Genomic DNA, 24,469 nt, shown 5'->3' with positions numbered 1-24,469 from the left:
CGCAGCGTCAGCGCGCGTTGGCTTCGGCAGCGCGCTGCACGGCCTGTTCGGCCGCTTCGTCCGCGCATCGCGCGGCCTCGGCGGCGGCCTCGACCGCGCGTTGCGAAACCTTCATCGCGGTGCGGATGCCTTCTTCACTGGCAGCCATTGCGGCGTCCGCCAGTTCCTGGGCGATCTCCATCGGGGTTCTGCCCGCCGGATGGGCGGGAGTGGGCTTGCCGGGAAGCGGGGTCGGGAAGGTCATCGTCGGTGCTCCTGCTGGGGATGAGGGGGGAACACCGTCGCTGCGCTCCCCCAGGATGTGGCGCAATGCCGCCTGGGCATCGGCGAGGATCTTCTGCGCCTGTTGCCGGGCCGCCAGGCGTCCGGCAGCAACGGCCGCGCCGGCTGCCGAAGCAAAGGCCTCTGTTGCTGCCTGCACGCCATCGCCATCTGGCGCCGGAGCCGGGTTCACACTGCATCCTTCTGATAATCCACCCGCGCTTCATCGCCCAGGTGGCGGCGGGTTCGGCGGTAATCCTGCAGGGTGATCACATTGTCCTCCACCTGTATCAGCGCCTTCGCTCTGGAACCATCGATCGCGAACTGCACGCTGGCACCGTCCTGGCCGAGCCGGCCACGGGAAACCGGATGTTCGTTGAGGAATTCCTGCGCATCGCGCAGCTGCCACCGCGCGGCCTCGCGCAACCGGCTGTCATCCTGCAGCAGGTCGGGTTCGTCGTCGAAGCAGGCCGCCATCTGCTGGGCGGCCAGCGAGATGCGGGCATAGCCGATCTGCCGGTGCGCGGCCAGGCTTGCGTCGATCGCCTCGCGCACCTGCTCTGGCGACGGCAACTGTGGCAGCTGCGGCCCGTCCAGGAAGCCGAACAGGATCGGCAGCACCTGCTGCAACGCACGGGTGGCACGCGCCAGCCGATGCTCGCGGCTGCCACCTCCTGCGCTCACCCGCTGGTAGAAGCGGAAGTAGTCGGCAAACTCGATGGGCCTGCGTGCGTGCAGCAGCGCGAAGCCGGCAGCGTCGGCCAGATCGTCGCGCCCTGCGGCGGACATGCCCACCTCACGGGACAGCTGGTGGAGCGCCACCGATTCGCGAAAGTCCAGCTGCTGCAGCAGGGGTGCGTCGGCCGCGCCGATCGAAGCCAGGAACGCGCGCGAGGCGCCGAGCTCGGCGTTGGTCAGCAGCCGGTGTTTTTCCAGCACTCGTTGTGCCTCGTTGTGCGACAGGCGTGTCTCGTCATCAAACTCCATGTTGCGCAGGGCACCGAGGTCGCTGGCACCAAGGCTGAGCAGCTTGACCGGGCCGATCTGCAACCCGGTGCGCGGCAACCATGTCATGCGCGAACCGTGCAGGCCCTGTTGCACCCCATCGAGCATCGTGCCCTCGTCGGAGAAGGCGTAGCGGTGCTCATGCGATTCCATGGCCCACTTCAACCAGTGCTCGCCGCCGTCGATGAACTGAAGGACATGCCTGCAGGATTGACTGATCAGGTTGGCCTGGGGGATGGAACGACCGGCAATGAAAATGCTCATGCGTGGATCTCCTGGCGGCCTCACTGGGCCGGAAATTCCTTGAGGACGGTCGCAGCGGCATTGCCGACGCGGTTGAAGTCGGCGGTGGCCCCCTGCATCATGTTCTGCGCCTGCGTGAGCACCCTTGCATACTTTTCGTCCCCCGTCGCCAGGTACTGGGCCATGGCCACGCCGGCCGCGGTGGTCGCGATGGTTGAGACATTGCGCAGGGCGTCGGCGGCATCCTGTACGGCGATCGCCGCAGACTGGGCCACCGACTGGTAGGCCTTGCCGGCACCACTGGTCGTCACGACGGTCGCTGACATGGTGGCCGTCTGCACCTGGTTGATCACATCGATGATCTGGGCGTTGACGTTCCTCGGGTCCATACGGGCTCCTTGATGGGCGGGTGGGGCCGCAGGCGGCCTGCAGTCTGTCAGGCCCCGGCGTCAGCGTCGTCTGCCGGGGAAGGGGAAGGGGAGTCTGGCGCGGGATCCTGGGCGGGACCTGCGTCCGGATCCGGACCGGACGCGGGGTCGGGCGCAGGACCGGGCGCGGGCGCTGCCGCATTGCCTGCAAGCGTTTGGAGTGCATGCAGGCTGCTGGTAGCGGCCGCAGCGTCGGCAGTGGCACCGTGGGTCTGTGCCTGCAGGACGCTGATGGCGGTCTTTCCTTCTGCGGTGGCCGCGGCGATCACCGCCGCAGGCGAAGGGGGCGCCGGCACCGGGCCGGGCAGGGGGATGACCTGCGGTGGTGGCGGCGGAGGGGGTTCCGGAGCGGGTGGCGGCACCGGCCAGGGAGCGTTGATCATCTTCGCGCAGGTGGCGGTCACCGCTGCGTTGCTGACCATGCCTGCACCCTGCTGGCGCGCGACGGCGTTGTGCATGGCGGTGCCCAGCGTCTCCAGCATCACCATGTCCAGCATGCTGAAGGACTGCGCCGGACCCTGGGCCACCAGCAACGTCGAGGCGGCGCTGACGCTGTCGACGATCTGGCTGTTGACGGTGTTCTCACTGCTCATGACGGAACGGCTCCCTTCTGGATGATCAGGGCCAGGATCTGGGCCAGGCTTGCGCCGGCGGTCACCTGGCCGCGTTGCTGGTTGGCCACCGCGTTCTGCATTGCCAGGCCGAGGCTGTCGGCCATCGCCAGGTAGGTGGCGGACATCGCGAACGAGGGGGCAAGGGCGATCGCCACACCGGATCCGGCGTTGGTGGTTGCCAGCAGGTAGCCGGTGGCGGGCGATGCGGCCATCGATCAGGGGCCCGACGTGACGCCGCCCTGGGCGGGGGCGCGGTGGTTGGCGTCACGCCGGGCCGACACGTCAGCGCAGGCCCAGGATTTCGCGGGTGGCCACGCCGTTGGAGGCGGTGTCGATCGCATACAGCGTGGACACCCCCTGGGTGGTCGACGCCTGCATGGTCACGTAGGACTGCTGCTGGTTGTTGGTGGCGTTGTGCGCGGCGTTGGACAGCGCCTGGCTGGTGGCCACGAACAGGTTGCCCATTGCGATGGCCGGCGCATCGCCAAGCACCTTGGTGTTGACCTGCGAGACCGAATCGGTGATCTGGCTGTTGACGGCGGTGGGAAATGCCATGGTGGAAGCTCCTAGGGTGGACAGCACTACAGGAACGGAGATTGCCGGCACTCAATGGAATCAGCCGAGAATCTTCCGGGTGGCGGCGCCGGTGGCGCCGGTATCGACGGCGTAGAGCAGCGCGACGCCCATCGTGGTCGCGGCCTGCGCCGTGACATACATCTGCTGCTGGGCGAGCGTCGCGTTGTGGGCGGCATTGGCCAGCGCCTGCGCGGTGGCCTGGTACAGCGTGCCCATTGCCGTGGCAGGCGCCACGCCCAGCACCTGCAGGTTGGCCTGGCTGACCGAGTCGGTGATCTGGTCGTTGACGGCCGTGGGAAATGCCATGGCTCAGCTCCTTGCCTGCCGGCGCATCACGCGCCGAGGATCTGCTTGGTGGCCACGCCGGTGGTGGCGGTGTCGATCGAGTACAGCGTGGCCACGCCCATGGTGGTGGCCGCCTGCGCCGTCACATAGGACTGCTGCTGCGCATTGGTGGCGTTGTGGGCGGCGTTGGCCAGCGCCTGCGCAGTGGCCTGGTACAGATTGCCCATGGCCACGGCGGGCGCGTCGCCCAGCACCTTGGTGTTGGCCTGGGTGACCGAATCGGTGATCTGGTCGTTTACAGCGGTCGGGAATGCCATGTCGATCTCCTTGAGGTTGGCGGGTCAGCGATGGAACGACAGATCAGGAGCCCAGGCCGCGGACGCGGGTGCTGAGGATTTCCTTGCTCGCTACCGCCGTGGTGGCGGTATCGATCGAGTACAGAGTGGCCACGCCCATGGTCGTGGCCGACTGCGCGGTGACGTAGGACTGCTGCTGCGCGTTGGTGGCGTTGTGGGCGGCATTGGCCAGCGCCTGTGCGGTGGCCTGGTACAGATTGCCCACTGCCACGGCGGGCGCGTCGCCCAGCACCTTGGTGTTGGCCTGGGTGACCGAGTCGGTGATCTGGTCGTTTACCGCGGTTGGAAATGCCATGTCCTGCTCCTGCGAAAGGGTGGAAGTGCGTGGTATCCAGTGTCACGGTGCGTTGCCTGCAGCGGCCTGGGCTTCACCGTGGGGCCAGAGTAGGAAATGGCGCCGCCGCCGGATTGGCGGAATCGACGGAGAATGCGGAGGGATCACCGTGAAGGTGCGGCGTGAATACGGCGGAACTGATGATCATCGCCGTCGTCGCCAGCGCTGGCGCGTTGCCCTGGAGCACACACAGGGCCTGCGCGTGGGCAGCGCGATCCGGCGGCGAGGGGCTGTCGGCCACAGCGTCGCCGGATCGGGCGGGTCAGAGCATGTAAGGGATCTTGAACGCCAGCGTGAAGTCCGGTGCATCCGGGGTCAGCCCGATGCCCAGCAGGGTCACCAGCGTGGTGTGCTGGTTGAGCGCATACGTCACACCCAGATTCAGTGACGCCGCGTTGGCGTCGCTGCCAATCACTTTCATCCACTTCCCGCCCTGGAAACGGGTGGAAGCGCGGGCGCTGATGCGGTCGCTGAAGGACAGGCTGAGACTGGTGCGCTCGTTGAACGCAAAGGCCACGCCGGCGCCGAAGTAGACCGAGCCGCCGAGCTTCACGTCACCCGGGTTGACCGTGTCGGGGTTGCTGTCGATGTCACTGAAACCACGCGGGAACGAATGCACGTAGCCGAGGTTGGCGAACAGGATCGCCGGATCGGCTGTCTTGACCATCGACAGCCCGACGTTGGCCTGCCACACGCCATTGCCGGTCGGTTGTTCCTTGGGCACGGCGAAGCGGATGTAGTCATCGTCATCGCGCTCGATCACTTTCCAGTCCAGGCCGTAAGGCGCACGCCCGGTGGGCGCGGTCACTCCGGCGGTGAGTACGGCTTCCGGGCGCCAGCCGCGCTCGCCGAACAAGCGGTAATTCGCACTCAGGCCGATATCGCCCAGGCCGTTGCCATTGGTTTCTTCCTGCGCGATCGCGGCCGCCGCACCGCCGGCACCGCCCTTCTGGTAGACGGTGCGCCGCGCCAGGTATGGCACGTCCAGGTTGAGCGTCAGGTTCGGGCTGACGCCCCAGCGCGCGGCCAGATTGTAGGTGAGCGAATCGGACTCGACGTTCTCGATGGCGATGTTGCCGAGGAAGATCGCATCCAGCGCCAGGAAGCCATTGAGGGTGAGCTGCTTGCGGTCGTAGCGGGCGTAGGTGAGGCTGTTCTCGACGGTGAAGCGGCGCGAGAACAGCGCCGACTGCTGCTGTTTCACATCATCCACGCTGCGCCGCGATTCCTGCTTTGCCTGCTGCGCCTCGGCGGCACTGCTGGCATAGCCTTCGCTGCCCGGTGACGTCTGTAGGGTCGAGCCATGCTCGACGGGCGCAGTCGTAGACGGGGCCATCGGGCCAACCTTCCCACTCAGGCGCGCCTGCATCGCCTGCACCTGCATGTCCAGTTCGCGCAGCCGCCGCACTTCCTGCGCGTAGTTGGATTTGAGCTGCTCCAGCTGGTTGGCCAGCGCCTGCACGTCGGCGCCATCATCCGCCGCGGGTGGCGCGGCGAAGGCGGTGCCCGCCAGCGCCGCCAGCGCCAACGGGGTGATCCTCATCAGGGTGTGCATGTTCGTGTCCTGCGTTGTGGAACGCTTCCCCCAACGCCGTGCCGTGGTACTACCGGCCCGGCCCCATGCCGCGGTTCATCGCAATCGCCTGGGCCACGTTCTGGCTCAACGGCAGGTTGCCGCCCGCGGTATCCCGCACCAGCTCCAGCCGCAGCTGGTTGCTGGCGATCTGGCCGTCACCGGCCAGGGCGATGCCCTGGCCGACGCTGCCGTTGCGTATCCATTGCTGAACCAGGCCCTGGCCATCTACCTGCAACAGCAGGCGTGCCTGGTTGCCGTCGAGCACCGCGGAGGCCGAGACGCCTTCGGCCTGTGCGCTGATCGAATGGGCACCGTCACCCGGCAGGGCCGGCACCGCGCCATTGCGTACCACCAGCGTGGTCGCATTGCGGGCGACGTTGCCATCGCCGGCCACCTGCACGCTCTGCACCACGCCGCTGGCGTTGGCCAGGCCGCTGCTGTCGATGTGGCGACCCTGCGTGTCCGGCAGCGGCGCATCTGCGGCGGTGACGTGCACGCTGGGCTGGAAGCTCAGTTTCGGGCTGCCCCCGCCGCGGAAGTCCATGCCCAGGGTCAACGCACCCTGCAACACGCTTCCGTTGCTGGCCTGCCACTCCGAGACCATCGTCACCCCGAACCAGGCGACAGTATTGCCGCCCACGGTGTAACGGCCCCGCATCAGGTTCAGTTCGGGATCCGGGATTTCCTTCAGGCCGCGCCCGGGCGCCGCGTCCGCCGCCTGCAGGGGCAGGGCGGGGCAGGCCAGCAGCAGGACCATCAACAGGCGGTGACGGAACATGGCGGAACCTCCTTCAGAACAGGTCTGCGTGGCTGAAGCCGAAGTCGACCAGTTCGGCATCGGTGATCGGCCCCTGTCGCGCGTAGAGCGCGCGGGCACTGGGCCGTTCGCTGGGTTGCAGCAGAACCGTGTTGCGATCGAAATCGCTGCCGATCACCACGAAGACGGCACGCGATGGCCACGCAGCGAGGAATTCAGGCAGCGCCAGGCTGCGGTTGCCGAGGATGGGATCAGCCACCTCGACCACACCGTCGCGCACCTGCTTGAGCACCACGAAGTGGCGGAAGCCGCGCACGTCCATCAGCACAAGACCGGGAACGCGAAGCGTGCGCAGGCGTGTTTCATCGATACGATAGCCGCGCCCGCGCATGCCCAGCGATTCCACGTAGCGCTTGATGTCGAGCAGCGAGAAACCACGCTCGGCCACCAGCGCTGGATCGGACACCCCCATCATTCCTTCGATCACCGTCGCTTCGTCGGTCTGCAGGTGATAGGCATGGCGCAGGATGGTTGCCAGTGCGGCCGCCCCGCAGCTGTAATCGGTGTGCTGCCGCACCACGTTGCGGTAGCGCCGTTCCTGCATGCTTTCCACCTTCTGCTGCAGCAGTGCGCCATTGGGCAGCACGGCGGCGAAGCCGACGTCGCCCGCCCGCGCCGATGCACCGCCCAGCAACAGCAGGCAGGCCAGCAGGCATATCGAGAGACGGTGGCCGATCATCACGTTCTCCAGCAGCAGGAGGGAGCCCCTGCCCCAAGGGGGAGGAGGAACAGGGGCTCCCGGGAACCCGGCCATTGGCGGACGGCCGGGGTGGTGCACTTACTCGCCGTTGCCGCCACCACCGCCGGTGCTGGGCTGGGCTACGGCCAGGGCCAGGCTGTTGGCCTGCAGGTTGCCGGTGCCCGCCGCCACGTTCACGCCGATGTTGCCGGAGGCGCCGGAGAAGGCACTGCCGGACAAGGCCGACGTGTTGGTGGCGTTGACGTTCACCCAGCGCGTGGTGCTGACCGTGCCGCTCAGGCTGGCGTACAGATCGGCCACGCCCAGTTCGACGAACTGGCTGGTGCCGCTTTCACGCGTATCGAAGCCCAGGCCGCCCACCCCCGGCCGGTTGGGGTTCATCGTGGCGTTCTGGATCTCGTTGTCCAGGTCGATGTGGCCGGTACTGTTGCCACCCGGGTGCGGCAGTGCGCCGTTCCACGTATCCAGGTAATAGTTGGCCATCTGGTAGGCATTGCCGGTGCCGCGGTAGGTGCCGGCGCCATAGCCCCACGTCAGGCCGCTGACGCCGCCATGCAGGCCGACCTGCACGGTATCGGTGTAGGACTGCACGAAGCCGGCATTGCTGACCGTGTTGCCGGTGGAGACCTGGTTGGAGCTGATGCTCGACTGCGCCATCGCCGTGGTTGCGACCGAGGCCGCGAGCGCGTTCTTCTGCTCGTTGTTGTTGCCCGAAGCAATGTTGACACCGATGTTGCCTGACGCACCGCCGAAGGCATTGCCACCGAGACCTGCGGCATTGGTGACGCCGGAGTTCATGGTGGCGTTGCCGAAGCCGGCCTGGTTGACGAACACCTCGGCGTCGGCCATGCCGAAGCTGAAGGACGCATCGGCAGCGGACAATGACGCGGCATTGTCCTGGGCGTTGTTGTCCCCCGATACCACGTTGAAGCCGAGGTTGCCGGAGGCGCCGGCACCCACGCTGTCACCGATGGAGGCACTGTTGGTGACCAGGCTGTTGCTGGTGGCGTTGCTGCTGATCGACTGGCGGTTGTCGATCACCGCAATGGCCGCCGAGTCGAGGTCGATGTCGCCGGTTATGGTGGGGTCGCCGGAGAAATTGACGTCGGTGCTGAGGCGCAGGTCCTTCTCCAGGTTCACGTCGACGCCGTGGTTGTTCTTTTCCTTGCGCTCGTCGGCCTGGATGGTGCTGTGCTTCTGCACATTGACGTTGACGGTGCGGTTGCGTACGCCGTTGTCGGTGTGGTTGTGGGTGTCGTTGCGGGTTTCGCTGACGGTGTGGTTGTGGTTGATGTTCGCGTTGGCGTTCTGGTTGTCCCAGCCATTGGCCGCAGCGGCGGTCGAGGCAGTGGCAATCGCCATGGCGAGCATGGTCCGTTTGACGGTCGCTTTCATGGTGCCCTCTCTCTCATCGGGTGGTGCATCGGTTGGGTGGTTGTCACGGGCGGTCCTGCACGACCAGGCCCAGCACATTGGCCGTGTCGTTGCCGCTGCCCGCGATCTGATTGAGTTGCAGGACCCCGTCGAATCCCCGCAGCGCGGTGCTGGTGACACCGGCGCTGCGGGTGCCGGTCGCGACGCCGCGACCGGCGTCGTCCCGCCCCCCTGCCAACGCGGAACCTTCGGCGGCCAAGGCCGTATCGTCGGATTCGCGTATGCCCTGTCTGGCCAGCGTCGCGCTGACGACGTTGAGCGTCGTGTTGGCGATGCCGCTGGCCTGGTTGATGGATGCGATGCCGCTGGCACCGGCCAGCGCGTTGCCGTCGATGACGGCGGTGGCGTGCGCCGGTGCGCTCAGCACGCGGTTGCCGGCCCGCAGTTGCCGGTTGCCGATCGACACGTCGGCGCGTTCGCCGGTGGCGATGCCATGCAGGTTGGCCTGCAGGTTGAGGTCACCGGCCGCCTGGTTCAACGCGATGGCGCCGTTTGCACCCGCCAGGGCGTGACCGTCGATGCGGGCCACGTCGAGGTAGGCGAGCATGCCGCTGTAGTCGTCGGCCTGCGCCATCAACGGCGTGGCAAACAGGACCAGCAGCCAACGTGCCCGCTTCACTTGCCACCTGCCGGGGCCGGGCCCTGCAACGGGAACTGGGCGAGCGCGCCGCGCACGGTATCGCCGATGCCGCGGGTGCTGTTCCCGACCGCGCCCAGTGGGCCACCCAGTGCGCCACGGAGGCTGCTGCCGAGCATGCCGTCACTGCTGCGTCCCAGCGTGCCGCCCAGGGCCTGCTGGGCGACCCGTTCGACGGTGGTGCCCGTGGGGGTCGCGGTCGCAGCCGTGTGCCCCGCCCCCATGCCGGCATAGTCCTCATCGCTCAGCTCATCCATCGCGTTTGCCGGGGTACCCGCACCGAGCGCCAACGCAATCTCGCGCTGCGGTTTCGGATCGGCGATCAGCGCCATGCCCGGGGGCGCCATGCGATAGGCCGGTCGCGCGGCCACATCCCGCAACAGGACGATTTCGCCCGGTTGTGCCTTCACGCCCTGGCGGGCACCGGAGGCAGAGGCGCCCGCGGCTGCCGACAGCAGGGCCACGGCCAGCATTGCCAGCAGGCCGCGAATGGGGGTGATGCCGTCCATGCCGATCTCCCGTGATGGGTGCGGCGGAACCACGCATCATCCGTGCCAACCCTGAAAGGCTTGGCAGCCAGGGGGGCGGGCACTGGCGGGCGTAGGGCGTTGCTGCTGCACTGATACAGCCGTGTGGAAAAAATGTTGGGATTGCGCAGCGCCAAGCGCCGCAGGGCAAGGCAGGCGGCCGACTGTCGCACCGGTGTTACAGGTGCCGCCGCGGACTGTAACGATGCCGCTTCAGCCAGTGCTTTCTTGACGCGCCGCTCATTGCGCCGCCGTTTAGCGCAGCGCTAGGATCCGCGCAACAAAGGCCGCCGCGGTGGCCGTAGAGGTCCCGGCGGAGGGGCGGCACGCCGGTGATTGCCTGACAGTCCGCCGACGGTGTCCGGATGCTGGGGGAAGCATGGCAGCGGTCCCGGAGGCTTCTGCGTCACGATGCGTGCTCTGGTTCGGCGAGCCGCTGGCGAACGAGCGCAGCGCGCTGGCGGCCGCAGGCTGGTACGTGCGTCGCATCCATCCAGACCCGGCGATGGCCATCGGCCTGCGCGGGCGCGACCGGCTGCTCGCCGTGCTGGATCTTCGCCATCTGGATGCGCCGGCCCTGCAATTGCTGGCGCCGTGGATCGAACAGCACGCGCATCTGACGTGGCTGGCGGTGCTGCCGCCTGGCGCAGGGCCCACGCCTGCCGCGTGGCTGCCCTTGTTGCAGCGTTGCATCTCGCGGTTCACGCTGCCTTTCGGCCTGCTGGACCTGGTGGCTGCGATGCGCCAGCAGTTCGACGCGGAGGATCCTTCTGCCGACGAAGTGTGCGGCGGGCAGGGGCCGCGCGCATTGATCGGCGAGAGTCCTGCGCTGCATGCGGTGCGCACCGTACTGCACAAGTTCGCGCCGGTCGATCTGCCGGTGCTGGTCACCGGCGAGACCGGCACCGGCAAGGAGTTGGCGGCACATGCACTGCACGCGTTGTCCGGCCGTGCGGGCAAGCCGTTCATCGCGGTAAACTGCGGTGCCATCCCTGCGAACCTGGTGCAGTCGGAGCTGTTCGGCCACGAGCGCGGTTCGTTCACCGGCGCCGACAAGCGCCAGATCGGCGTATTCGAATCGGCACACGGCGGCACGGTGTTCCTCGACGAGGTGGGTGACCTGCCGGCCGAAGCGCAGACCAGCCTGTTGCGCGTGCTGCAGGAAGGTACGTTCGAGCGGGTCGGCAGCAGCCAGCCGCTGCGGGCGGACGTGCGTGTACTGGCTGCCACCCATGTGGAACTGGAGCACGCGGTGGCGCAGGGGCGGTTCCGCAGCGATCTCTACTATCGCCTCAACGTGCTGCGCCTGCTGATGCCGCCATTGCGCGAGCGCGGCGCTGATGTGCAGCTGCTGGCCGAGCATTTCCTGCGCTGCTTCCGCCTGCGCCACAGCGTGCGTGCACGTGGCTTTGCACCCGCTGCGCTGCAGGCGATGCGGCGTTTCGAATGGCCCGGCAACGTGCGCGAACTGCTGAACCGGGTGCAGCGGGCGGCGATCATGGCCGAAGGCGAGCTGATCAGCGAGCGTGACCTCGAACTGGGAGGGCCCGTGCATGCGCCGCCGGGGGCGATGCTGCACGATGCCCGCGGCCAGGCCGAACGTGATGTGCTGCTGCAGACGCTGCGGCAGACCGGCTACAACGTCTCCGAGTGCGCGCGGCAGATGCAGATCTCGCGGGTGACCGTGTATCGGCTGTGCCGCAAGCATCGGCTGGAGCTGCCGGCGCAGCGCTGATCAGCCGGCCGGCACGTGCTTGAACAGGCGCAATGGCGTGCCTGGAAGACGCTCGATCACGCCCTTGGCCTCCAGGTCCAGCTGCACGGCTTTCAGCCACCAACCGGCCGTGGCGCCTTGCGGAAACAGCGATGCGGGCAGGTGCGGCAACAGCGCCTGCTTCGCCTGCGCCACCGTCATCCCGGGAGGTTGCCTGGGCAAGGCACGCAGCAGGGCCGCGCGCATGGCCATGTACTTGGCGCGATCCACGCGCTGGATGTGCCCGGGCGTGGTGATGCTCTCGATCTCGATCCGCTCGGGCTCAGGCATGGCTGTCTCCCGTGATCTCGATGCGTGGGCTGCGGAAGCCCATGGAGATCCACGCCTTCAACAGCCGGGCATGGAACCGCAGCGAGTGGGTCTTCAGGTTGGGCACATCGCCGGGAAGGACAGACGCGTCGGGAAGATCGTTGACCATCGTCCGCATCTCCACGGCGGGGCGTATCGCGTCCGGCCACAACAGCGCATACAGGCTCAGCCAATGGCCACCGCTGAACTCCAGGAAGAGCGGCGTATTGCAGCAGCCCGCCACGACGCGGCGGCTGCCGGCCGTGCTGGACAACCGCCACGCGTGCAGCCGGGAATGCCCGGCATCGATGCGGACGCGATCCTTGCGCTGCATTACGAAATGCGTCTGGCCCTGAGGCCCCAGCACCTGCGGTGCGCCGGGCATCGCCTGCATCCGGGCGCCGGCCCTGCGGCAGCTGTCGCAGCAGCATTCGACGCTGGCGATGGGGCTGCCGGTGGTGGTCAGGCGGACCTGGCCGCAGGCGCAGGCAAGGGACTGTTGGGAAGGCATCTGCATTTTCTCCTGGGGTACTCAACCTCTCGACGAACGGGCGCGTGGGAAATCGACACCCACTGCCTTCAGGGCGGCATCATCCGGTAGCGGACGCGGTACAGGTCCAGTCCCTCACCACCGGCGCGTCGCGCCGAGTAGGTCAGCGTGTCGCGGCGCGAGCCATCCAGCATCGCGCCGTAGCTGTCGCCGCTGGGCGCGTTCACGGGCGATGGCAAAGCATGGCCTGCGTCATAGCGGCCTCCACGTTCGTAGGCAATGAACTGGCGCACCGGTGCACTGCCGAAGTCCTGGGCGCGGGCAAATACCACCGTTCGGCCGTCGCCCAGGAAGGTGGCATCGAACTCCTGCGCTGCGGTATTGAGGTCTCCCACCAGCGGCCGTGCCGGCTGCGCGACGCCGCCGATCATCGCCGCGCTGTAGAGGTCATGGCCGCCAGCACCGCCCGCACGATCGCTGGAGAACAACAGCGTACGACCGTCGGGCGAGAGCATCGGCGCGAACTCATCGGCCGCGCTGTTCACTGCGGGGCCAAGATTGACTGGCTCCCCGAATCGACCGTCGCTCCCCATGCTGACCCGATACAGATCGTCACCGCCCTGGCCGCCTGCGCGGTCCGAGCAGAAATACACGACGCGCCCATCTGCGGAAAATGCGGGATCGAAGTCGCGCCCCGGCGTGTTGAACGGCACTGGCGTGGCCGGCCGCCAGCGGTCACCTTCGCGGTGCGAGATCCAGATGTCGTAGCCCCCAGGCCCCCCCGGCCGGTTGCGGCTGAACCACAGGGCGGTATTGCCGTCCGGACTCAGGGTCAGCCGGATCTCGTCATGCTGTGTGGAGGCAATGCCGGGGGCGAAGCGCTCGGCGGGGCCGATGATCCGCAGCACCACGGGCGGGGAGGGCACGGGCAATGCCGATGCCAGCAGCATCACGGCCAGCAGCGCCTTCATGCCTGTCGCTCGAAGTCGCTGACCCAGTTGGTTTCCCAACTGCGTCCACCATCGGCGGAGGCCGCCTGTTCCCAGCGCGCCGAACGCGGGGTGATGCGTGACCAGATCACCCGCGTCTGGATCGCCCGTCCCTCGTGCTGGTCCTCGCCGAAGAAGCGGCCGACACCGGCCTCGAATCCCCCACGCAGTGGCTCGCCGATCCGGGTCGGCGCGCGGCCATCCAGCCACCAGCTGAGCCAGTGCCGCTCGGCCGCATTCCAGGCGCGGATGCCCATGCCGCGCAGCGGTGCTCCAGGCACGTCCATCAGGTTGTCGCCCACGTTGCCGAATCCGCCGAGTACCGGCCAGTTGTGCAGGGTGCCATTGAACGCGTCCCACGCATCGCTGCCTGCCAGCCGAGCGCGCAGGCGGCGATGGCGCACGGTCCAATGGCCCACCAGGAATTCAAAATCGCCCGGTGCATCCGGCAGCTTCGGAAGCGGAGTGGGGATCGCAGCAGTGCGGCGGAACCAGTTGCGCCAGTTCACTTCCCAATGGGCACCGGCATCGTCGGAGAACGCCTGCTCCCACCACGGCTCATCGCCGTGGATGTCATGCCAGCGGAACCAGACCTCGATGGGGCGTCCCTTGAAGTCATCGCGACCACGGAAGCTGCCGCCATCGCCTGCGAAGGCGCCGCGCACGGGCGCTTCGATATGGGCAGGGGTGCGCCCATCGATCCACCAGATCGACCAGGTGGAAGACACCGGATCGAAGGCACGCACGCCCAGGCCCCTGTAGGGGCCCGAAGGCAGTGCCATGACGTTGTCATCGATGGTGCCGAGCCCGCCCAGGGTGAGCCAGACCGCGCTGGCGCCGGTGAAGGCGTCCCAGTGGGTATCGCCCACCAGGCGCTCCTTCAGGCGTTGGTGCCGGACCTGCCAGTTGCCCTGCAACCATTTCCAGTCTGCGCTGGGGCTGGCCAGGGCCCACCCGGAGGGCAGGGCGGTGGACGCTGCGGTGGCGGCCAGGGTGGCCAGGAACTGCCGTCGATCCATGTGCGTTATCCCGTGCCGGAGGTGCCTCCATCGTTGCGCGTGCGAGGGGGATTGACCACGTGGATATCGGGGCTCAGGCTAAGCCACACTTATGGTGACCCAACGCCAGCTGCCATCGCTTGTCGCCATCCGCGCCTTCGAGGCGGCGGCACGGCTGGGCAGTTTCGCCCGCGCCGCCGAGGAGCTCGACACCAGTGCGGCATCGGTGAGTTACCACGTGCGCCGGCTGGAGGCCCAGACCGGTACCTGCCTGTTCCTGCGTCACGCCCAGCATGTGGAATTGACCGCCGCCGGTGCGAGCGTCGCAGTGGAGGCCACCCGGGCCTTCGACGCGCTGCGCGCCAGTTTCATGCGCGCCGCTGACATGGATGCGGCACGACTGCGCCTGTCCGTTCTACCGACGCTGGGCACCAGCTGGTTGACGCCGCGCCTGGGCAGTTTCCGCGCGCGCCATCCAAGCATCGTGCTGGAACTGGACCTGTCGGCAGAGCCGCAGGACCTGGCCGCCGGGCGTTTCGATGCCGCCATCCGCAACGGGCATGGTGCGTGGCCCGGGCTGCAGGCCACGCCCCTGTTCCCCAGCATTTTCACTCCGCTGTGCGCGCCAGCGCTGCTGCCGGCGGCAGACGGGCTCGGTCGGCGGGCGTTGGAGGTTCCACTGCTCGGCAGGCCTGACTGGTGGGCACTGTGGTTTTCCGCACATGGTGCTGTTCCGCCACCGGACCCGGAGAGCTTCGTCACCCCCTTTGCGATGGAGCATCTGGATGTCGGTGCTGCCATTGCCGGGCAGGGCATCGCCATCGGCTCGCCGATCCTGTTCCAGGCCGAACTGGACAGTGGGCGCCTGGTGCAGGCACATCCCGGTGTGGCCAGCGACGGGCGTGGTTTCTGGTTCGTGGCACCGACGGCGCGCAGCCGCAGCACCAAGGTCATCGCATTCGGTGACTGGCTGGGCGAGCAGGCCGCGCAGGCCAGGCGTGCGTCGCGACATCATCTGGCACACGCGGTGACGCCATGAACCAGAGCCCGGAACTGTTGCGGCGCCTGCTGCGTGCCAAGGACCGGATGGACCACGCCAGTCACGAGGACTGGCCGGTGGCCCGCCTGGCCGAGGTCAGTGCGGTATCGCCTGCGCATTTCGCGCGTTCGTTCAAGCAGGCATTCGGCCTGCCGCCGCACCGCTACCTGCTCAGCCGCCGCATCGAACGGGCCGTGGCGATGCTGCGTGACACCGAGCTGCCGGTCACCGAGATCGCCGCGCAGACCGGCTGGAGCAGCCTGGGTACCTTCGGGCGCATCTTTCGTGACATCACCGGCGACAGCCCGGGCAATGTGCGCCAGCGCGAGCGCGCCGGCGAGGCGACGCCGGCCAGCGTGCCGGAATGCCACGCACGTGCCGCGCAGCGACCGGACCTGAACATCGCAGTTTTGGAGAAGCGCCGCCGCGAGGCGGTTGCTAACGTGGATCCCACCTGAGGGAGGTCCCATGACAAACACTGTGAACACGGTCGGCCTGTATGTGCGCGACTAGGATGAGGCGCTCGCGTTCTACGTCGGCACGCTCGGCTTCGAAGTGCATACCGACGTGCGCAATGGCAGCTACCGCTGGCTGACGGTACGCAGCCCCGGCCAGGACGGATTCCAGCTGGGCCTGTTCGTGCCCGGTCCGCCCACCCACGATGCGGCCACCGCGCAGGCGCTGCAGCAGCTGGTGGCCAAGGGCGCAATGCCGCCGCTGGTGCTGGCCGTGGATGACTGCCAGGCGCGCTACACGCAATGGCTGGCGCAGGGCGTGGAGTTCACCCAGGCGCCGGTCGAACGCTACGGCGCCATCGATGCGGGGTTCCGCGACCCGTCCGGCAATGGCTGGAAGATGATCGAAGCGCGCTCCGAAGCGAGGCACCGTCAATGAGCCGCGGTGGCTGGGCGCGGCCCGTACATCGCTGGACCTCGATCGTCTTCACCCTGGCGGTGATCGCCAACTTCGTCGTTCGCGGGCTGGGGCAGGGCGAGCCTGCAACGTGGATCACCTATTCGCCGCTGCCGCCACTGTTCCTGCAGCTGTTCACCGGCCTGTACCTGTTCGTGCTGCATTACGCCGGGAAACGCCGCGGCGCCGCGCTGGGCGCTGCGGGCTGAGGCCGCCTCAGGCGGCTGCGTCGGCGGCGTAGGCCGCCAGCACTGCCGGCAGCTGCTCCATGCGCTGGAAGATCACCTTCGCGCCCGCAGCGCGCAGGGCCTCCGGCGTGCTGTGGTGCGGGCCGCCCTCGCTGAAACCAAACACGGTCGCACCTGCCGCGACGCCGGCGGTGGCGCCGGTCACGGTGTCTTCGATCACCGCGCAGCGCTTCGGGTCCACGTCCAGCGCTGCGGCGGCGGCCAGATAGACATCCGGGTGAGGCTTGGTGTTCGGCATGTCCTGGCCACTGAACACATGGGCACCGAAGGCATCAAGGATGCCGACCTTGCCCAGCTGCAGCTTCACCTTGAACAGGTCGGCACCGGAGGCGCAGGCAATCCGCCCGCCGGTGGCCGCGGCAATCGCACGCACGGCCTCGGGCGCCCCCTGGATCGCCTCTAGGTCCTGCTCCAGCGCACGGTTGCGCTGCTGGCGGAATTCCTCCAGCCATTGCTCGGTGAACGGCTTGCCGGTGCGCTCTGCGATCAGCCCGGCCAGATGAGCCACGGACTGGCCGAGGAAGACCTCGCCCGCCTGCGCCGGGGTCAGCGGCCAGCCGCGTGCGGTCAGCATTTCCGAGAGCACACGGGCCACCAGCGGCTCGGAATCGACCAGTACGCCGTCGCAGTCGAACAGCACGGCATCGAAGGGGAAACGGGACATCTACTACTCCGGGAACAGCCAAAGGGGTGACGTGCCCGCCATTTTCCCATAGCGGGTCGGGCGGGGCACGCGGGCCACAGGAACGCTAGACTGCCAGGTCAGCCCGCCCAGCGCCTGCACGGGAATACGCCTTGAACCGATTGCGATCATTCTTCAGTGCGTACCCCATCCATTTCGCGATGGCCGCCAAGCTTTACGTGCTCTGCCTGTATCTGCCCGTAGCCCTCCGCCTGGTCGAATTCGGGCGCCGTCTGGGCCCGCCCGAGGCCTCAGGTGAAATCGGCTACGCGCTGGCGGAGCTCGGTTTCAGGCTGAGTCTCTTCGCCGGAGCGGCGGTACTGGTGTCGATGCTGCTGTTCGGGCGTCGCGGCGCGCTGCGGATCCGGCATCCGGTGATCGCTTCGGTCGCCTTTTTCGGGTTGCTGATCGTGCTTGATCGCGCCATGCGCATTCCACTGGCGCAGGCGCAGTTTCCCGTCTACAGCGTCGCAGCCATCAGTCTGATGCCGCTTGCGCATGCACTGGTCCTCACGCTGCTGGCCTTGGTGCCGGCGCTGCTGATGCAGCGGCGCATCCCTGCCGAGGGCGGGCACCATCACCTCATCAGTGCCAGCATCGCCGGCGCGGTGACGCTGGTGGCCGGCAGCTGCCTGCTTCCCATCCTGGTGGCGCAGCTGCCGGTGGGATTCTCGCCCGGCGAGTTCATCATGCCCGTTGCCGACGGCGCCGCGCAGCTGCAGATTGCGAGCCTGATCCTGCTGGTGGCCTGCGCGCTGGCCACGTTTGCCGGCCTATGGGCCGGCGCTCCGTCGCCGGAACCCGCATCGACGGCGCGCACGATGGTGGTGTCGCTGATCCTGCTTGCCACGGCGCTGCTGATCATCCTGGCCAGCATGGCTTATCTTCTGCGAGCGCTGTCCGCTGGGGCGCCGACGACAAGTCGCGGGCTTGTCGTTGCCACCGTCGTCGGCGCCGCAGTGCAGTTCCTGCTGGCCAGAGTGCTGGCGTCACGATGGCTGCGCGCACAGGCATCGTGACGTTCCTCTGCCCCCCGATCAGCCCAGGTCACACCCGGCCGGCTGCGGCCAGGTGGTGGCCGGCAGCATGTTCTTCAGCGAGGCCGGCGCGTTGATCGCCACGTAGCTGGCGCCCAGCAGTTCCTCCAGATCGGAAATCGTCACCAGGTAATTGTCCAGGCTGCCCAGGTTGGCCTCGTTGGGGATGATCCAGCTGATCGCCTTGGCGGTTCCGGTGTTCGGGTCGCGGGTGATGATCGTCTTCCAGAAGAACTCCGGCGTCGGAATGCCATGGCTGGCCAGGAAATAATCGTTGGCGGCATCGCCGTAGACCACGCCACCGTAGACGTCCACCGGCGCGATGTCGCGGTAGCACTCGGCCACGTTCTCGGCCTTCACCCAGATGCCCTGGTTGAAGCTGGACACCTGCGGCACGATGTTGGTCATGTAGTTGGCGCGACGGATGTAGGTCGCGTCGTAATCCATGTGGTTGGACGTGACCAGATGGCCACGGTCATAGCCGGATTTGATGCTGGCGTAGGACGCGGTGCTGGTCTGGCCCAGGCAACCGGCCGGCAGGTCCGGGTCCTTGTAGAAGCTGGACGGCCGTGCGGCCGAACCGGTATCGGCGGTGAGCGTGTACTCGTAGCGGGTGGCACTGTGGATGCTGCAGTCGTAGGTGAGCACGAAGCCGCCCTTGTTGAGGGTGACTACCTGGGCCTGGGCTGCGCCGGCAAAGGCGCTGAGGACGAAGGCAAAGACGAAGCTTGCAAGGCGCATTGCGATTCTCCAGCAAAGAGTTCAGGACGCAGCTGCCCGCCACGACCAGGCCGGGCCTGTGTCATGTGAAGGCGTTGCGGATACGGGTGATGCGGAGTGCAGTAGAGCGAGGCCGCGATGAGGAGGGCCCGGAAGGCCGCGCGGTGTCGCAAGCGTCACAAGCTGTCGTCTTTTGGTCAACGACGAGAACGCGAAGCTGTGACCGGGTGCAAGCACTGGTGATGTGTCAGATCACGCGGTCCGTGGCTGACATGCGTACGTGCTAAGCACCCTGCAGTGTGAAGTGCATGCTGGACCGCGCATCCTCCGCGGCCCGGTTCCGCACCGATTGGCTCTACAAGGAAGCCTCTTGCCCAGCATCCGGCGCCAGGCAGGCGGCCCTGCTTTGCTCGCTCGAGTCCGCAATGACCGCCTCGCTGAAACCACTTCGGCTCAAGTACAGGCGATTCCACCGATCCAGGGCATCGCCGTCACGCGCCCAACAGGCGTAGCGTGTAATGGTCTCCAGATTGTCGATGGTCGGGTAGCGCTGTGCGATTTCGTCCAGCCCCTGGCGCATCAGCGGCCAATCGGGTGTCGCCGCGCGGAAGTGATCGGCCGAATACGCGGTGGCTGACCAGTACAGCCGTGCGTAGCGCATGGCCCGCTTTTTCTTCGGGATACTGGCCATCGAGCGCCGTGCGAAGGCTTCCATCTTCTGTGCGCTGCCGCCCCAGGCCGGCGTGAAGTGCTGCAGGGCAATGAAGTGCAGCGGCTCGTAGTCGGGGAAGGCCTTCGCTGCACGGTCGACGAGCGTCAGTAGTTCTTCGTCATCCGCGCCCTCGCGCAGCGCGATCAGCACGCTCATCTCGTGCCAGAACGGGTCGCCGCCGGCAACGCCCTCATGCGATTGCAGGTAGGCCTGCGAAGCCGCGTTGTACTCATGGAACTGAGCCCAGTCTTCGGCATTGACGGTGTTGGCGTAACCATTTCCGCGGTAGCTCCAGGCCAGGTTGAGCGGAATCCGTGCAGTCATCAGGTGGGCTGCCGGCGACTTTGGCGCATGCTGAACCCAGCGCGCCGCCCAGGCCGACCAGCGGTTCCAGGCCTCCACCTCCTGCCGCGCCGTGCCGATTGCACGCGACATGCAGAGGTAGAAACGGCCCAGCCGGGATTCGCCGGCGGCGTTGAGCTCGCCCGTGCGGAGGCGCGCGGCCATCGCGTCCAGTGCCGGAAAGTCGTCGTTGGACATCAACTGCGCGATTTCGCTGCAGTCATCCGTGACGTCGGGGTCCCGGGCCGCCACGGCTGAAGGGGCGAACAGACTGGCCACGCTCAAGAGCGTGCCGACGAAGAGCGTCCTGCGCATCGGGGGGCATCCTTGCATTGATGGGAGCCTGCGGAGGACCGCAGTGCCGCGAAGCATACCAAGGTGCGCTTTGCGCCATGCTGCGTCGCAAGGTGCCAGCCACCATTCGCACTGGTACGGTCCGACCCGTTGCACCACCACCGACGGGGAGAGACGACGATGCGCAAGCTTTTGCTGCTGTTGATCCTGCTGACCGGCCTGGCGCCTACCGCCTGGGCCGCCACGGTCAAGACCACCCATCGCACCATTCCCACTTGGGATGGCACGCCTCTCGGGGCCTTCGTCATCGAGCCGCAGGATGCCGGCAGCGGGCGCTATCCGCTGCTGGTCATGCCCAGCAGCTGGGCGATGCCCAGCGTTGAGTACGTGGGCGTGGCACAGTCGCTGGCGCAGCGCGGCTATGTGGTCATCAGCTACAGCTCGCGCGGCTTCTGGGAGTCGGGTGGCAGCATCGACATCGCCGGGCCCGCCACGGTCGAGGATGTCAGCGCGCTGATCGACTGGGCGCTGGACAACACCCGTGCCGATCCGGCCAGGATCGGGGTCTCGGGCATCTCCTATGGCGCCGGCACCAGCCTGCTGGCGGCGGCGCGCGACCCCCGCATCAAGGCCGTTGCCGCACTCAGTGGCTGGGCCGACCTGCAGGCGTCGCTGTACAGCCATGACACACCCAGCGCCCAGGGCATCGCCCTGCTGGTGGCGGCGGGCCTGGCCACCGGCCGCCCCGGCGCGGAGCTGGCCACCATCAACCGCAATGTGCTGGTCGGCAATTACCAGGGGGCGGTGGACTCGCTGCTGCCGGTGGCCGCACAGCGCAGCCCGGCCAGCAGCCTTGAAGAGATCAACGCCAACCAGCCGGCAGTATTCCTCGCCAATGCCTTCAATGACAGCCTGTTCCCGCCGGGCCAGCTGGTCGATTTCTTCAACCGCCTGAAGGGGCCCAAGCAGCTGCAGTTGCGCCACGGCGACCATGCCCTCAACGAGGCCTTCGGTGCGTTCGGCATTCCCAATGAGGTCTATGCCGCCGTGGGCGACTGGTTCGACCACTACCTGAAGGGCGTGGACAATGGCATCGATCGCCAGGCAGCGGTGCAGCTGAAGTCGCAGAAGGGCAGCTGGAGCCGCTATCCGGACTGGCAGGCCACCAATGCGGGCGCCGTCAGCTACGGCCTGACCGCACCCTCCGGTTTGTTGCTTCCCACCGGCGGCCTGGCGGAGAACGGTGGCGCTACCGGCTGGAGCTACCGCATCGGCAGCGGGCTGCTGACGGCTGCCAATTCCGGCGTGGTGATGGCCTCCGGTGCACTGCAGATGATCAACCTGCCGCCCGGCGCCTATGTACCGTTCGTCGGCCGCAACGCCGCCGGCGTCTGGCAGGGCCCGATCTACTGGAGCGCACGTCGCCTGGATGGCGCACCGGAAGTGCGGGTGACGGTGACGCCCAGCCGCGCCAATACCACGCTGTATGCCTACCTGTATGCCGAAGACGCGCTGGGCAACGGCCAGCTGGTCAGCCACAAGCCCTACACCCTGCGCGGGGCCGCGCCCGGCCAGCCGAAAACAATCGATCTCCGCCTGGAAGCCAGCAGCTGGAACCTCCCGGCCGGCAGCCGCCTGACCCTGGTGGTCGATACCGTGGACCTGCGCTATGCGGGCATCAGCCAGCTGGGCGGTGCGGTGACCTTCAGCTCACCGGCCAACGCGCCTTCGGTGCTGAAGGTGCCCCTGCATTGATGTGACGCCACGCCCGTTGCGGCGGGCGCGGCACGACAGACCTGAAAGCTGCCAGCCTGGAACGCAATCCAGTAGAGAGGTGAATCGATGGCGCTCGCATCGTTGCTGGTCGGTGCGGTACTGGCAGCAGGCACCCAAGGCTCTGCCACAGATTGGCCGAGCACGCTGTTGATGGATCTGGAGGCTGCTGACGCGGCCCTGCGCGACAGCCATCCCGGGGTGGTTGACCCGCACAATCCCGGCTTCGTCGCCCAGATGGACGGCGCCCTCAGTGTCTACATGGATATCAGGCCTCAGCCATTGCCCAGTGGGCTGAGCCGGATTTCGGTGCCCATGAAGGTCTACCGCGGTCGCGGGCGCGGTTCGAACGAGCCCTACGTGCCGGATCGCCGCTACGCGGGGGACATGCGGGACACGCAGGCGCTGGAGGCATGGATCCTGGAGGGCAGGGACTGATCGGACCTGATCGGAACCCGCCGCCCGCGCTGCGCTGATGGAGGATCATTCCCCCTGCGGCAACAGCACCCGGATCATCTCATGCTGCCTGGACAGATTCGCCCGTTGCACGAAACCCTGGACGATCGAGGCTGCCACCTTGCGCTGGTTGTCCATGTCCAGCAACGGTGCGATGGCCTGCCCGGAACCGTCGGGGCTGTCCCGGAACGGGCAACCGACCGGGCCAGCCGTGGTGAATGTCAGGATCGCCTTGGCCACGCGCGCCGACGGCGAACGCGGCGCATCGAAGATCACCAGCGTTCGCTCGTAACTGATACCCGTCGCACGTACGGTCGAGTGCAGGGAATCCTCGATGGTCATGTGCGCGCCGAGATCCTGGGCAAGCGCATTCAAGCAGTTGGCCGCCGTCGCCCTGCGCAGCGTTGCAGGATCGGTGCGGATGATCATCGCGCAGTCGACGCCGGAGATCGGCACCTGGGTGACATCCAGGTAGGGGTTCTGTGCCAGCGTCCCGATCAACGCCAGATCGTCGCTGTAGCCACAGGATGCGGCAGATGTCTGCAGGCGTTGCAGCAGCGTTGCGACCCGCTGCGCGACCCACTGCCGCCCCTGCCGCAGGCGATGCGTGTGGGTGGCCGACAGGGCGCCGTGATCGAATCCCGAAGATGACGCCTGCATGCGCATTTTGACCTCACGCATGCAGGCATCGACCTGCTGCATGCAGTCCCTGTCATCGGCGAACACCGGCGCCGCCGAGATGCCATCGATCACCCTGCCGAACGTCGCCAGGTCGCCCTGCTGGTCGCGGTACCAGTCGTGGATGCGCTGCACATTGCGGCGACGCTTCTCCAGCTTGTCCGCACCCGGCCAGCCGGGATAGGCGGCGATCTCGCACAGCATGGTCAGTCCTTCCCACAGGTGGTACTCCATGCTGGGCAGGGGCAGCCGCCAGCGCTCTTCCGCGCCGGCATCCTCGGCAATCACCAGATGGTTGCGGATGATGTCCGACCACACTGTCACGGCCTCCACGGTATCGCGGCGCGGCGTGGTCACATCGATCAGTTCCATCAGGATCGGCCGTGGCGTCACCGGGTCGTCGCCGGCAGGCGCCTTCGGATCCTTCACCCATCGCGCGTGCCAGGTGTAGCCCATGCGGTACAGTACGAACGGCTTGATGCCGTCGTTGAGGATGATGCCGGGTGGCGGCGGAGGGGTAGGTGGCGGCTGCACGGGCAGTGGCGGCTGCGGCGGTGGCAGCACGGACGGGCTGGCCAAGGCCGTGGAGGTGCCGATGCCCTTCAGCGGTTCGCTGGTGAACAGATGCAGGCCCGCGCGGTCACGCTGGTAGACCTTCCGGAACGCCTGCGGAGTGTCACAGGTCACCAGGCACTGCTGGCCGGGCGGCACATGGATGTCCACCGGTGCAAGATCCACCACTTGGCCGGCCAGCGGATTCTGGTTGGGTGGGAAGACACTGATCTCCAATGCGATGTTGAGGCCGGCGCCGAGCATCACCTCGATCACGATGTCCTCCACGCCGCCGTGCAGGGCGTCCTGGGCCGGGATCGGAATCCAGGGATTGATCACCACCTGCGTATCCCAGTCGGACCGGCCGAAATCGAACAGCGTCGGTGGCGGCTGGGCCGGGCGTTCAAGCAGTGCGTCCAGTGCGTTGCCGCCCTTGACGTAGAAGAACATCAGCGGCTCGTCGGGCTTCAGGCTGTAGTCGCGCCGTACCTTGCTGGACAGGCTGCGCAGCTGGTCCTTGATGTCCGACAGGGCCTTGACCACGACCGAGCGGACGTCGGGATACGCCTGCGCGTTGTTGATCTGCGCGGTGAGCTGCTTGCTGATGTGGCGCCGGGCCTCGCGCTCGGGCGTGCTCTCTTTCATGGAGGGGCCTCGCTGGGGTTGCAGGGGATCACACGGGTTCGCGCTGG

At 67.4% G+C, this 24,469-nt stretch carries 29 protein-coding genes and 2 pseudogenes; 8 read left to right on the top strand and 23 right to left on the bottom strand.

All coding sequences use genetic code 11. The annotated features are described in order from the left end of the window. Nucleotides 1–7: 7 nt before the first annotated feature. The 15 genes from AC5P8R_RS06215 to AC5P8R_RS06145 form a co-directional block, all read right to left on the bottom strand. Nucleotides 8–454, bottom strand: a complete 447-nt coding sequence (locus tag AC5P8R_RS06215) for a hypothetical protein (protein WP_014647259.1) — start codon at nt 452–454, stop codon at nt 8–10. After that, nucleotides 451–1,530: a hypothetical protein gene (locus AC5P8R_RS06210; protein WP_014647258.1), complete on the bottom strand. Its 1,080-nt coding sequence runs from the start codon at nt 1,528–1,530 to the stop codon at nt 451–453. Before AC5P8R_RS06210 ends, AC5P8R_RS06215 begins: the two co-directional genes overlap by 4 nt. A gap of 20 nt (nt 1,531–1,550) precedes the next feature. Beyond that, nucleotides 1,551–1,898: a hypothetical protein gene (locus AC5P8R_RS06205; protein WP_014647257.1), complete on the bottom strand. Its 348-nt coding sequence runs from the start codon at nt 1,896–1,898 to the stop codon at nt 1,551–1,553. Nucleotides 1,899–1,945: 47 nt separating this feature from the next. Beyond that, on the bottom strand, nt 1,946–2,530 hold the full coding sequence (locus AC5P8R_RS06200; RefSeq protein ID WP_049406879.1) for a RebB family R body protein: 585 nt from the start codon (nt 2,528–2,530) through the stop codon (nt 1,946–1,948). Continuing rightward, nucleotides 2,527–2,763, bottom strand: a complete 237-nt coding sequence (locus AC5P8R_RS06195) for a RebB family R body protein (protein ID WP_014647255.1) — start codon at nt 2,761–2,763, stop codon at nt 2,527–2,529. Before AC5P8R_RS06195 ends, AC5P8R_RS06200 begins: the two co-directional genes overlap by 4 nt. Nucleotides 2,764–2,833: 70 nt before the next feature. Further along, nucleotides 2,834–3,106, bottom strand: a complete 273-nt coding sequence (locus AC5P8R_RS06190) for a RebB family R body protein (RefSeq protein ID WP_005416651.1) — start codon at nt 3,104–3,106, stop codon at nt 2,834–2,836. Between the two features lie 60 nt (nt 3,107–3,166). Continuing rightward, a complete protein-coding gene (locus AC5P8R_RS06185) occupies nt 3,167–3,433 on the bottom strand; it encodes a RebB family R body protein (RefSeq protein WP_006446865.1) in 267 nt (88 codons plus the stop codon). 26 nt (nt 3,434–3,459) lie between these two features. Further along, a complete protein-coding gene (locus AC5P8R_RS06180) occupies nt 3,460–3,729 on the bottom strand; it encodes a RebB family R body protein (RefSeq protein ID WP_005416649.1) in 270 nt (89 codons plus the stop codon). A 43-nt stretch (nt 3,730–3,772) separates the two neighbouring features. Beyond that, nucleotides 3,773–4,063, bottom strand: coding sequence for a RebB family R body protein (locus tag AC5P8R_RS06175; RefSeq protein ID WP_005416648.1), 291 nt, complete (start codon nt 4,061–4,063; stop codon nt 3,773–3,775). A 301-nt stretch (nt 4,064–4,364) separates the two neighbouring features. Next, nucleotides 4,365–5,657 (bottom strand): transporter, encoded by a 1,293-nt coding sequence (locus AC5P8R_RS06170; protein WP_046430801.1) that lies wholly within the window; start codon nt 5,655–5,657, stop codon nt 4,365–4,367. A gap of 49 nt (nt 5,658–5,706) precedes the next feature. Further along, nucleotides 5,707–6,456: a protein translocase subunit SecF gene (locus AC5P8R_RS06165; protein ID WP_014647253.1), complete on the bottom strand. Its 750-nt coding sequence runs from the start codon at nt 6,454–6,456 to the stop codon at nt 5,707–5,709. Nucleotides 6,457–6,469: 13 nt separating this feature from the next. Then, on the bottom strand, nt 6,470–7,174 hold the full coding sequence (locus AC5P8R_RS06160; RefSeq protein ID WP_014647252.1) for a C39 family peptidase: 705 nt from the start codon (nt 7,172–7,174) through the stop codon (nt 6,470–6,472). Between the two features lie 99 nt (nt 7,175–7,273). Then, nucleotides 7,274–8,590 (bottom strand): FapB/FapC family functional amyloid domain-containing protein, encoded by a 1,317-nt coding sequence (locus AC5P8R_RS06155; protein ID WP_041863481.1) that lies wholly within the window; start codon nt 8,588–8,590, stop codon nt 7,274–7,276. A gap of 43 nt (nt 8,591–8,633) precedes the next feature. Further along, the gene (locus AC5P8R_RS06150) at nt 8,634–9,203 is read right to left on the bottom strand and encodes a FapB/FapC family functional amyloid domain-containing protein (RefSeq protein ID WP_051007184.1); all 570 of its coding nucleotides are present in this window, start codon (nt 9,201–9,203) and stop codon (nt 8,634–8,636) included. A gap of 41 nt (nt 9,204–9,244) precedes the next feature. After that, the gene (locus AC5P8R_RS06145; protein WP_014647249.1) at nt 9,245–9,775 is read right to left on the bottom strand and encodes a FapA family amyloid fibril periplasmic chaperone; all 531 of its coding nucleotides are present in this window, start codon (nt 9,773–9,775) and stop codon (nt 9,245–9,247) included. 397 nt (nt 9,776–10,172) lie between these two features. Between AC5P8R_RS06145 and AC5P8R_RS06140 the strand changes: the two genes are divergently transcribed. Further along, nucleotides 10,173–11,528 carry a sigma-54 interaction domain-containing protein gene (locus tag AC5P8R_RS06140; RefSeq protein WP_495223106.1) on the top strand — a complete coding sequence of 452 codons (1,356 nt, stop codon included), beginning with the start codon at nt 10,173–10,175 and terminating at the stop codon, nt 11,526–11,528. Here the strand turns inward: AC5P8R_RS06140 and AC5P8R_RS06135 are convergent, their stop codons facing one another. From AC5P8R_RS06135 to AC5P8R_RS06120, 4 genes are all read right to left on the bottom strand, one after another. Next, nucleotides 11,529–11,837, bottom strand: a complete 309-nt coding sequence (locus AC5P8R_RS06135; protein WP_014647247.1) for a DUF6958 family protein — start codon at nt 11,835–11,837, stop codon at nt 11,529–11,531. Beyond that, nucleotides 11,830–12,366, bottom strand: a complete 537-nt coding sequence (locus tag AC5P8R_RS06130) for a GFA family protein (protein WP_495223105.1) — start codon at nt 12,364–12,366, stop codon at nt 11,830–11,832. The genes AC5P8R_RS06135 and AC5P8R_RS06130 overlap by 8 nt, the downstream gene beginning before the upstream one ends. Before the next feature lie 68 nt (nt 12,367–12,434). Further along, nucleotides 12,435–13,316 (bottom strand): TolB-like translocation protein, encoded by an 882-nt coding sequence (locus tag AC5P8R_RS06125; RefSeq protein WP_169412666.1) that lies wholly within the window; start codon nt 13,314–13,316, stop codon nt 12,435–12,437. Next, nucleotides 13,313–14,353 (bottom strand): hypothetical protein, encoded by a 1,041-nt coding sequence (locus AC5P8R_RS06120; RefSeq protein WP_495223104.1) that lies wholly within the window; start codon nt 14,351–14,353, stop codon nt 13,313–13,315. Before AC5P8R_RS06120 ends, AC5P8R_RS06125 begins: the two co-directional genes overlap by 4 nt. A gap of 91 nt (nt 14,354–14,444) precedes the next feature. On the opposite strand from AC5P8R_RS06120, the gene AC5P8R_RS06115 reads away from it, so the two are divergent. From AC5P8R_RS06115 to AC5P8R_RS06100, 4 genes and pseudogenes are all read left to right on the top strand, one after another. Further along, entirely contained in the window at nt 14,445–15,371 is a 927-nt protein-coding gene (locus tag AC5P8R_RS06115; RefSeq protein ID WP_014647243.1) for a LysR substrate-binding domain-containing protein, read from the top strand. Next, the gene (locus AC5P8R_RS06110) at nt 15,368–15,829 is read left to right on the top strand and encodes a helix-turn-helix domain-containing protein (protein WP_014647242.1); all 462 of its coding nucleotides are present in this window, start codon (nt 15,368–15,370) and stop codon (nt 15,827–15,829) included. The genes AC5P8R_RS06115 and AC5P8R_RS06110 overlap by 4 nt, the downstream gene beginning before the upstream one ends. 10 nt (nt 15,830–15,839) lie before the next feature. Continuing rightward, a pseudogene (locus AC5P8R_RS06105) lies at nt 15,840–16,265 on the top strand (VOC family protein). Next, nucleotides 16,262–16,492 carry a hypothetical protein gene (locus tag AC5P8R_RS06100; RefSeq protein WP_046430785.1) on the top strand — a complete coding sequence of 77 codons (231 nt, stop codon included), beginning with the start codon at nt 16,262–16,264 and terminating at the stop codon, nt 16,490–16,492. Before AC5P8R_RS06105 ends, AC5P8R_RS06100 begins: the two are co-directional and overlap by 4 nt. 7 nt (nt 16,493–16,499) lie before the next feature. Here AC5P8R_RS06100 and AC5P8R_RS06095 read toward each other — a convergent pair whose 3' ends face one another. Continuing rightward, entirely contained in the window at nt 16,500–17,195 is a 696-nt protein-coding gene (locus tag AC5P8R_RS06095) for an HAD family hydrolase (protein WP_495223103.1), read from the bottom strand. 131 nt (nt 17,196–17,326) lie between these two features. On the opposite strand from AC5P8R_RS06095, the gene AC5P8R_RS06090 reads away from it, so the two are divergent. Then, on the top strand, nt 17,327–18,232 hold the full coding sequence (locus tag AC5P8R_RS06090) for a hypothetical protein (protein WP_495223101.1): 906 nt from the start codon (nt 17,327–17,329) through the stop codon (nt 18,230–18,232). An 18-nt stretch (nt 18,233–18,250) separates the two neighbouring features. On the opposite strand, the gene AC5P8R_RS06085 is transcribed toward AC5P8R_RS06090, so the two are convergent. Then, the gene (locus AC5P8R_RS06085) at nt 18,251–18,991 is read right to left on the bottom strand and encodes a DNA/RNA non-specific endonuclease (protein WP_142234772.1); all 741 of its coding nucleotides are present in this window, start codon (nt 18,989–18,991) and stop codon (nt 18,251–18,253) included. Between the two features lie 334 nt (nt 18,992–19,325). Further along, on the bottom strand, nt 19,326–20,339 hold the full coding sequence (locus AC5P8R_RS06080) for a DUF4034 domain-containing protein (RefSeq protein ID WP_046430782.1): 1,014 nt from the start codon (nt 20,337–20,339) through the stop codon (nt 19,326–19,328). A gap of 159 nt (nt 20,340–20,498) precedes the next feature. Here AC5P8R_RS06080 and AC5P8R_RS06075 point away from each other — a divergent pair, with 159 nt between their 5' ends. Both AC5P8R_RS06075 and AC5P8R_RS06070 read left to right on the top strand, forming a co-directional pair. Then, nucleotides 20,499–22,073: a S15 peptidase family protein gene (locus AC5P8R_RS06075; RefSeq protein ID WP_495223100.1), complete on the top strand. Its 1,575-nt coding sequence runs from the start codon at nt 20,499–20,501 to the stop codon at nt 22,071–22,073. 270 nt (nt 22,074–22,343) lie between these two features. Then, nucleotides 22,344–22,529 (top strand): annotated as a pseudogene (locus AC5P8R_RS06070) (S41 family peptidase); the annotation flags it as partial. A gap of 45 nt (nt 22,530–22,574) precedes the next feature. Here AC5P8R_RS06070 and AC5P8R_RS06065 read toward each other — a convergent pair. After that, nucleotides 22,575–24,422: a hypothetical protein gene (locus tag AC5P8R_RS06065; RefSeq protein WP_495223099.1), complete on the bottom strand. Its 1,848-nt coding sequence runs from the start codon at nt 24,420–24,422 to the stop codon at nt 22,575–22,577. Between the last annotated feature and the right edge of the window lie 47 nt (nt 24,423–24,469).

The organism is Stenotrophomonas sp. YJH_SMC_73, from assembly GCF_059370155.1.
This window is presented reverse-complemented; position numbering and strand designations above follow the sequence as displayed.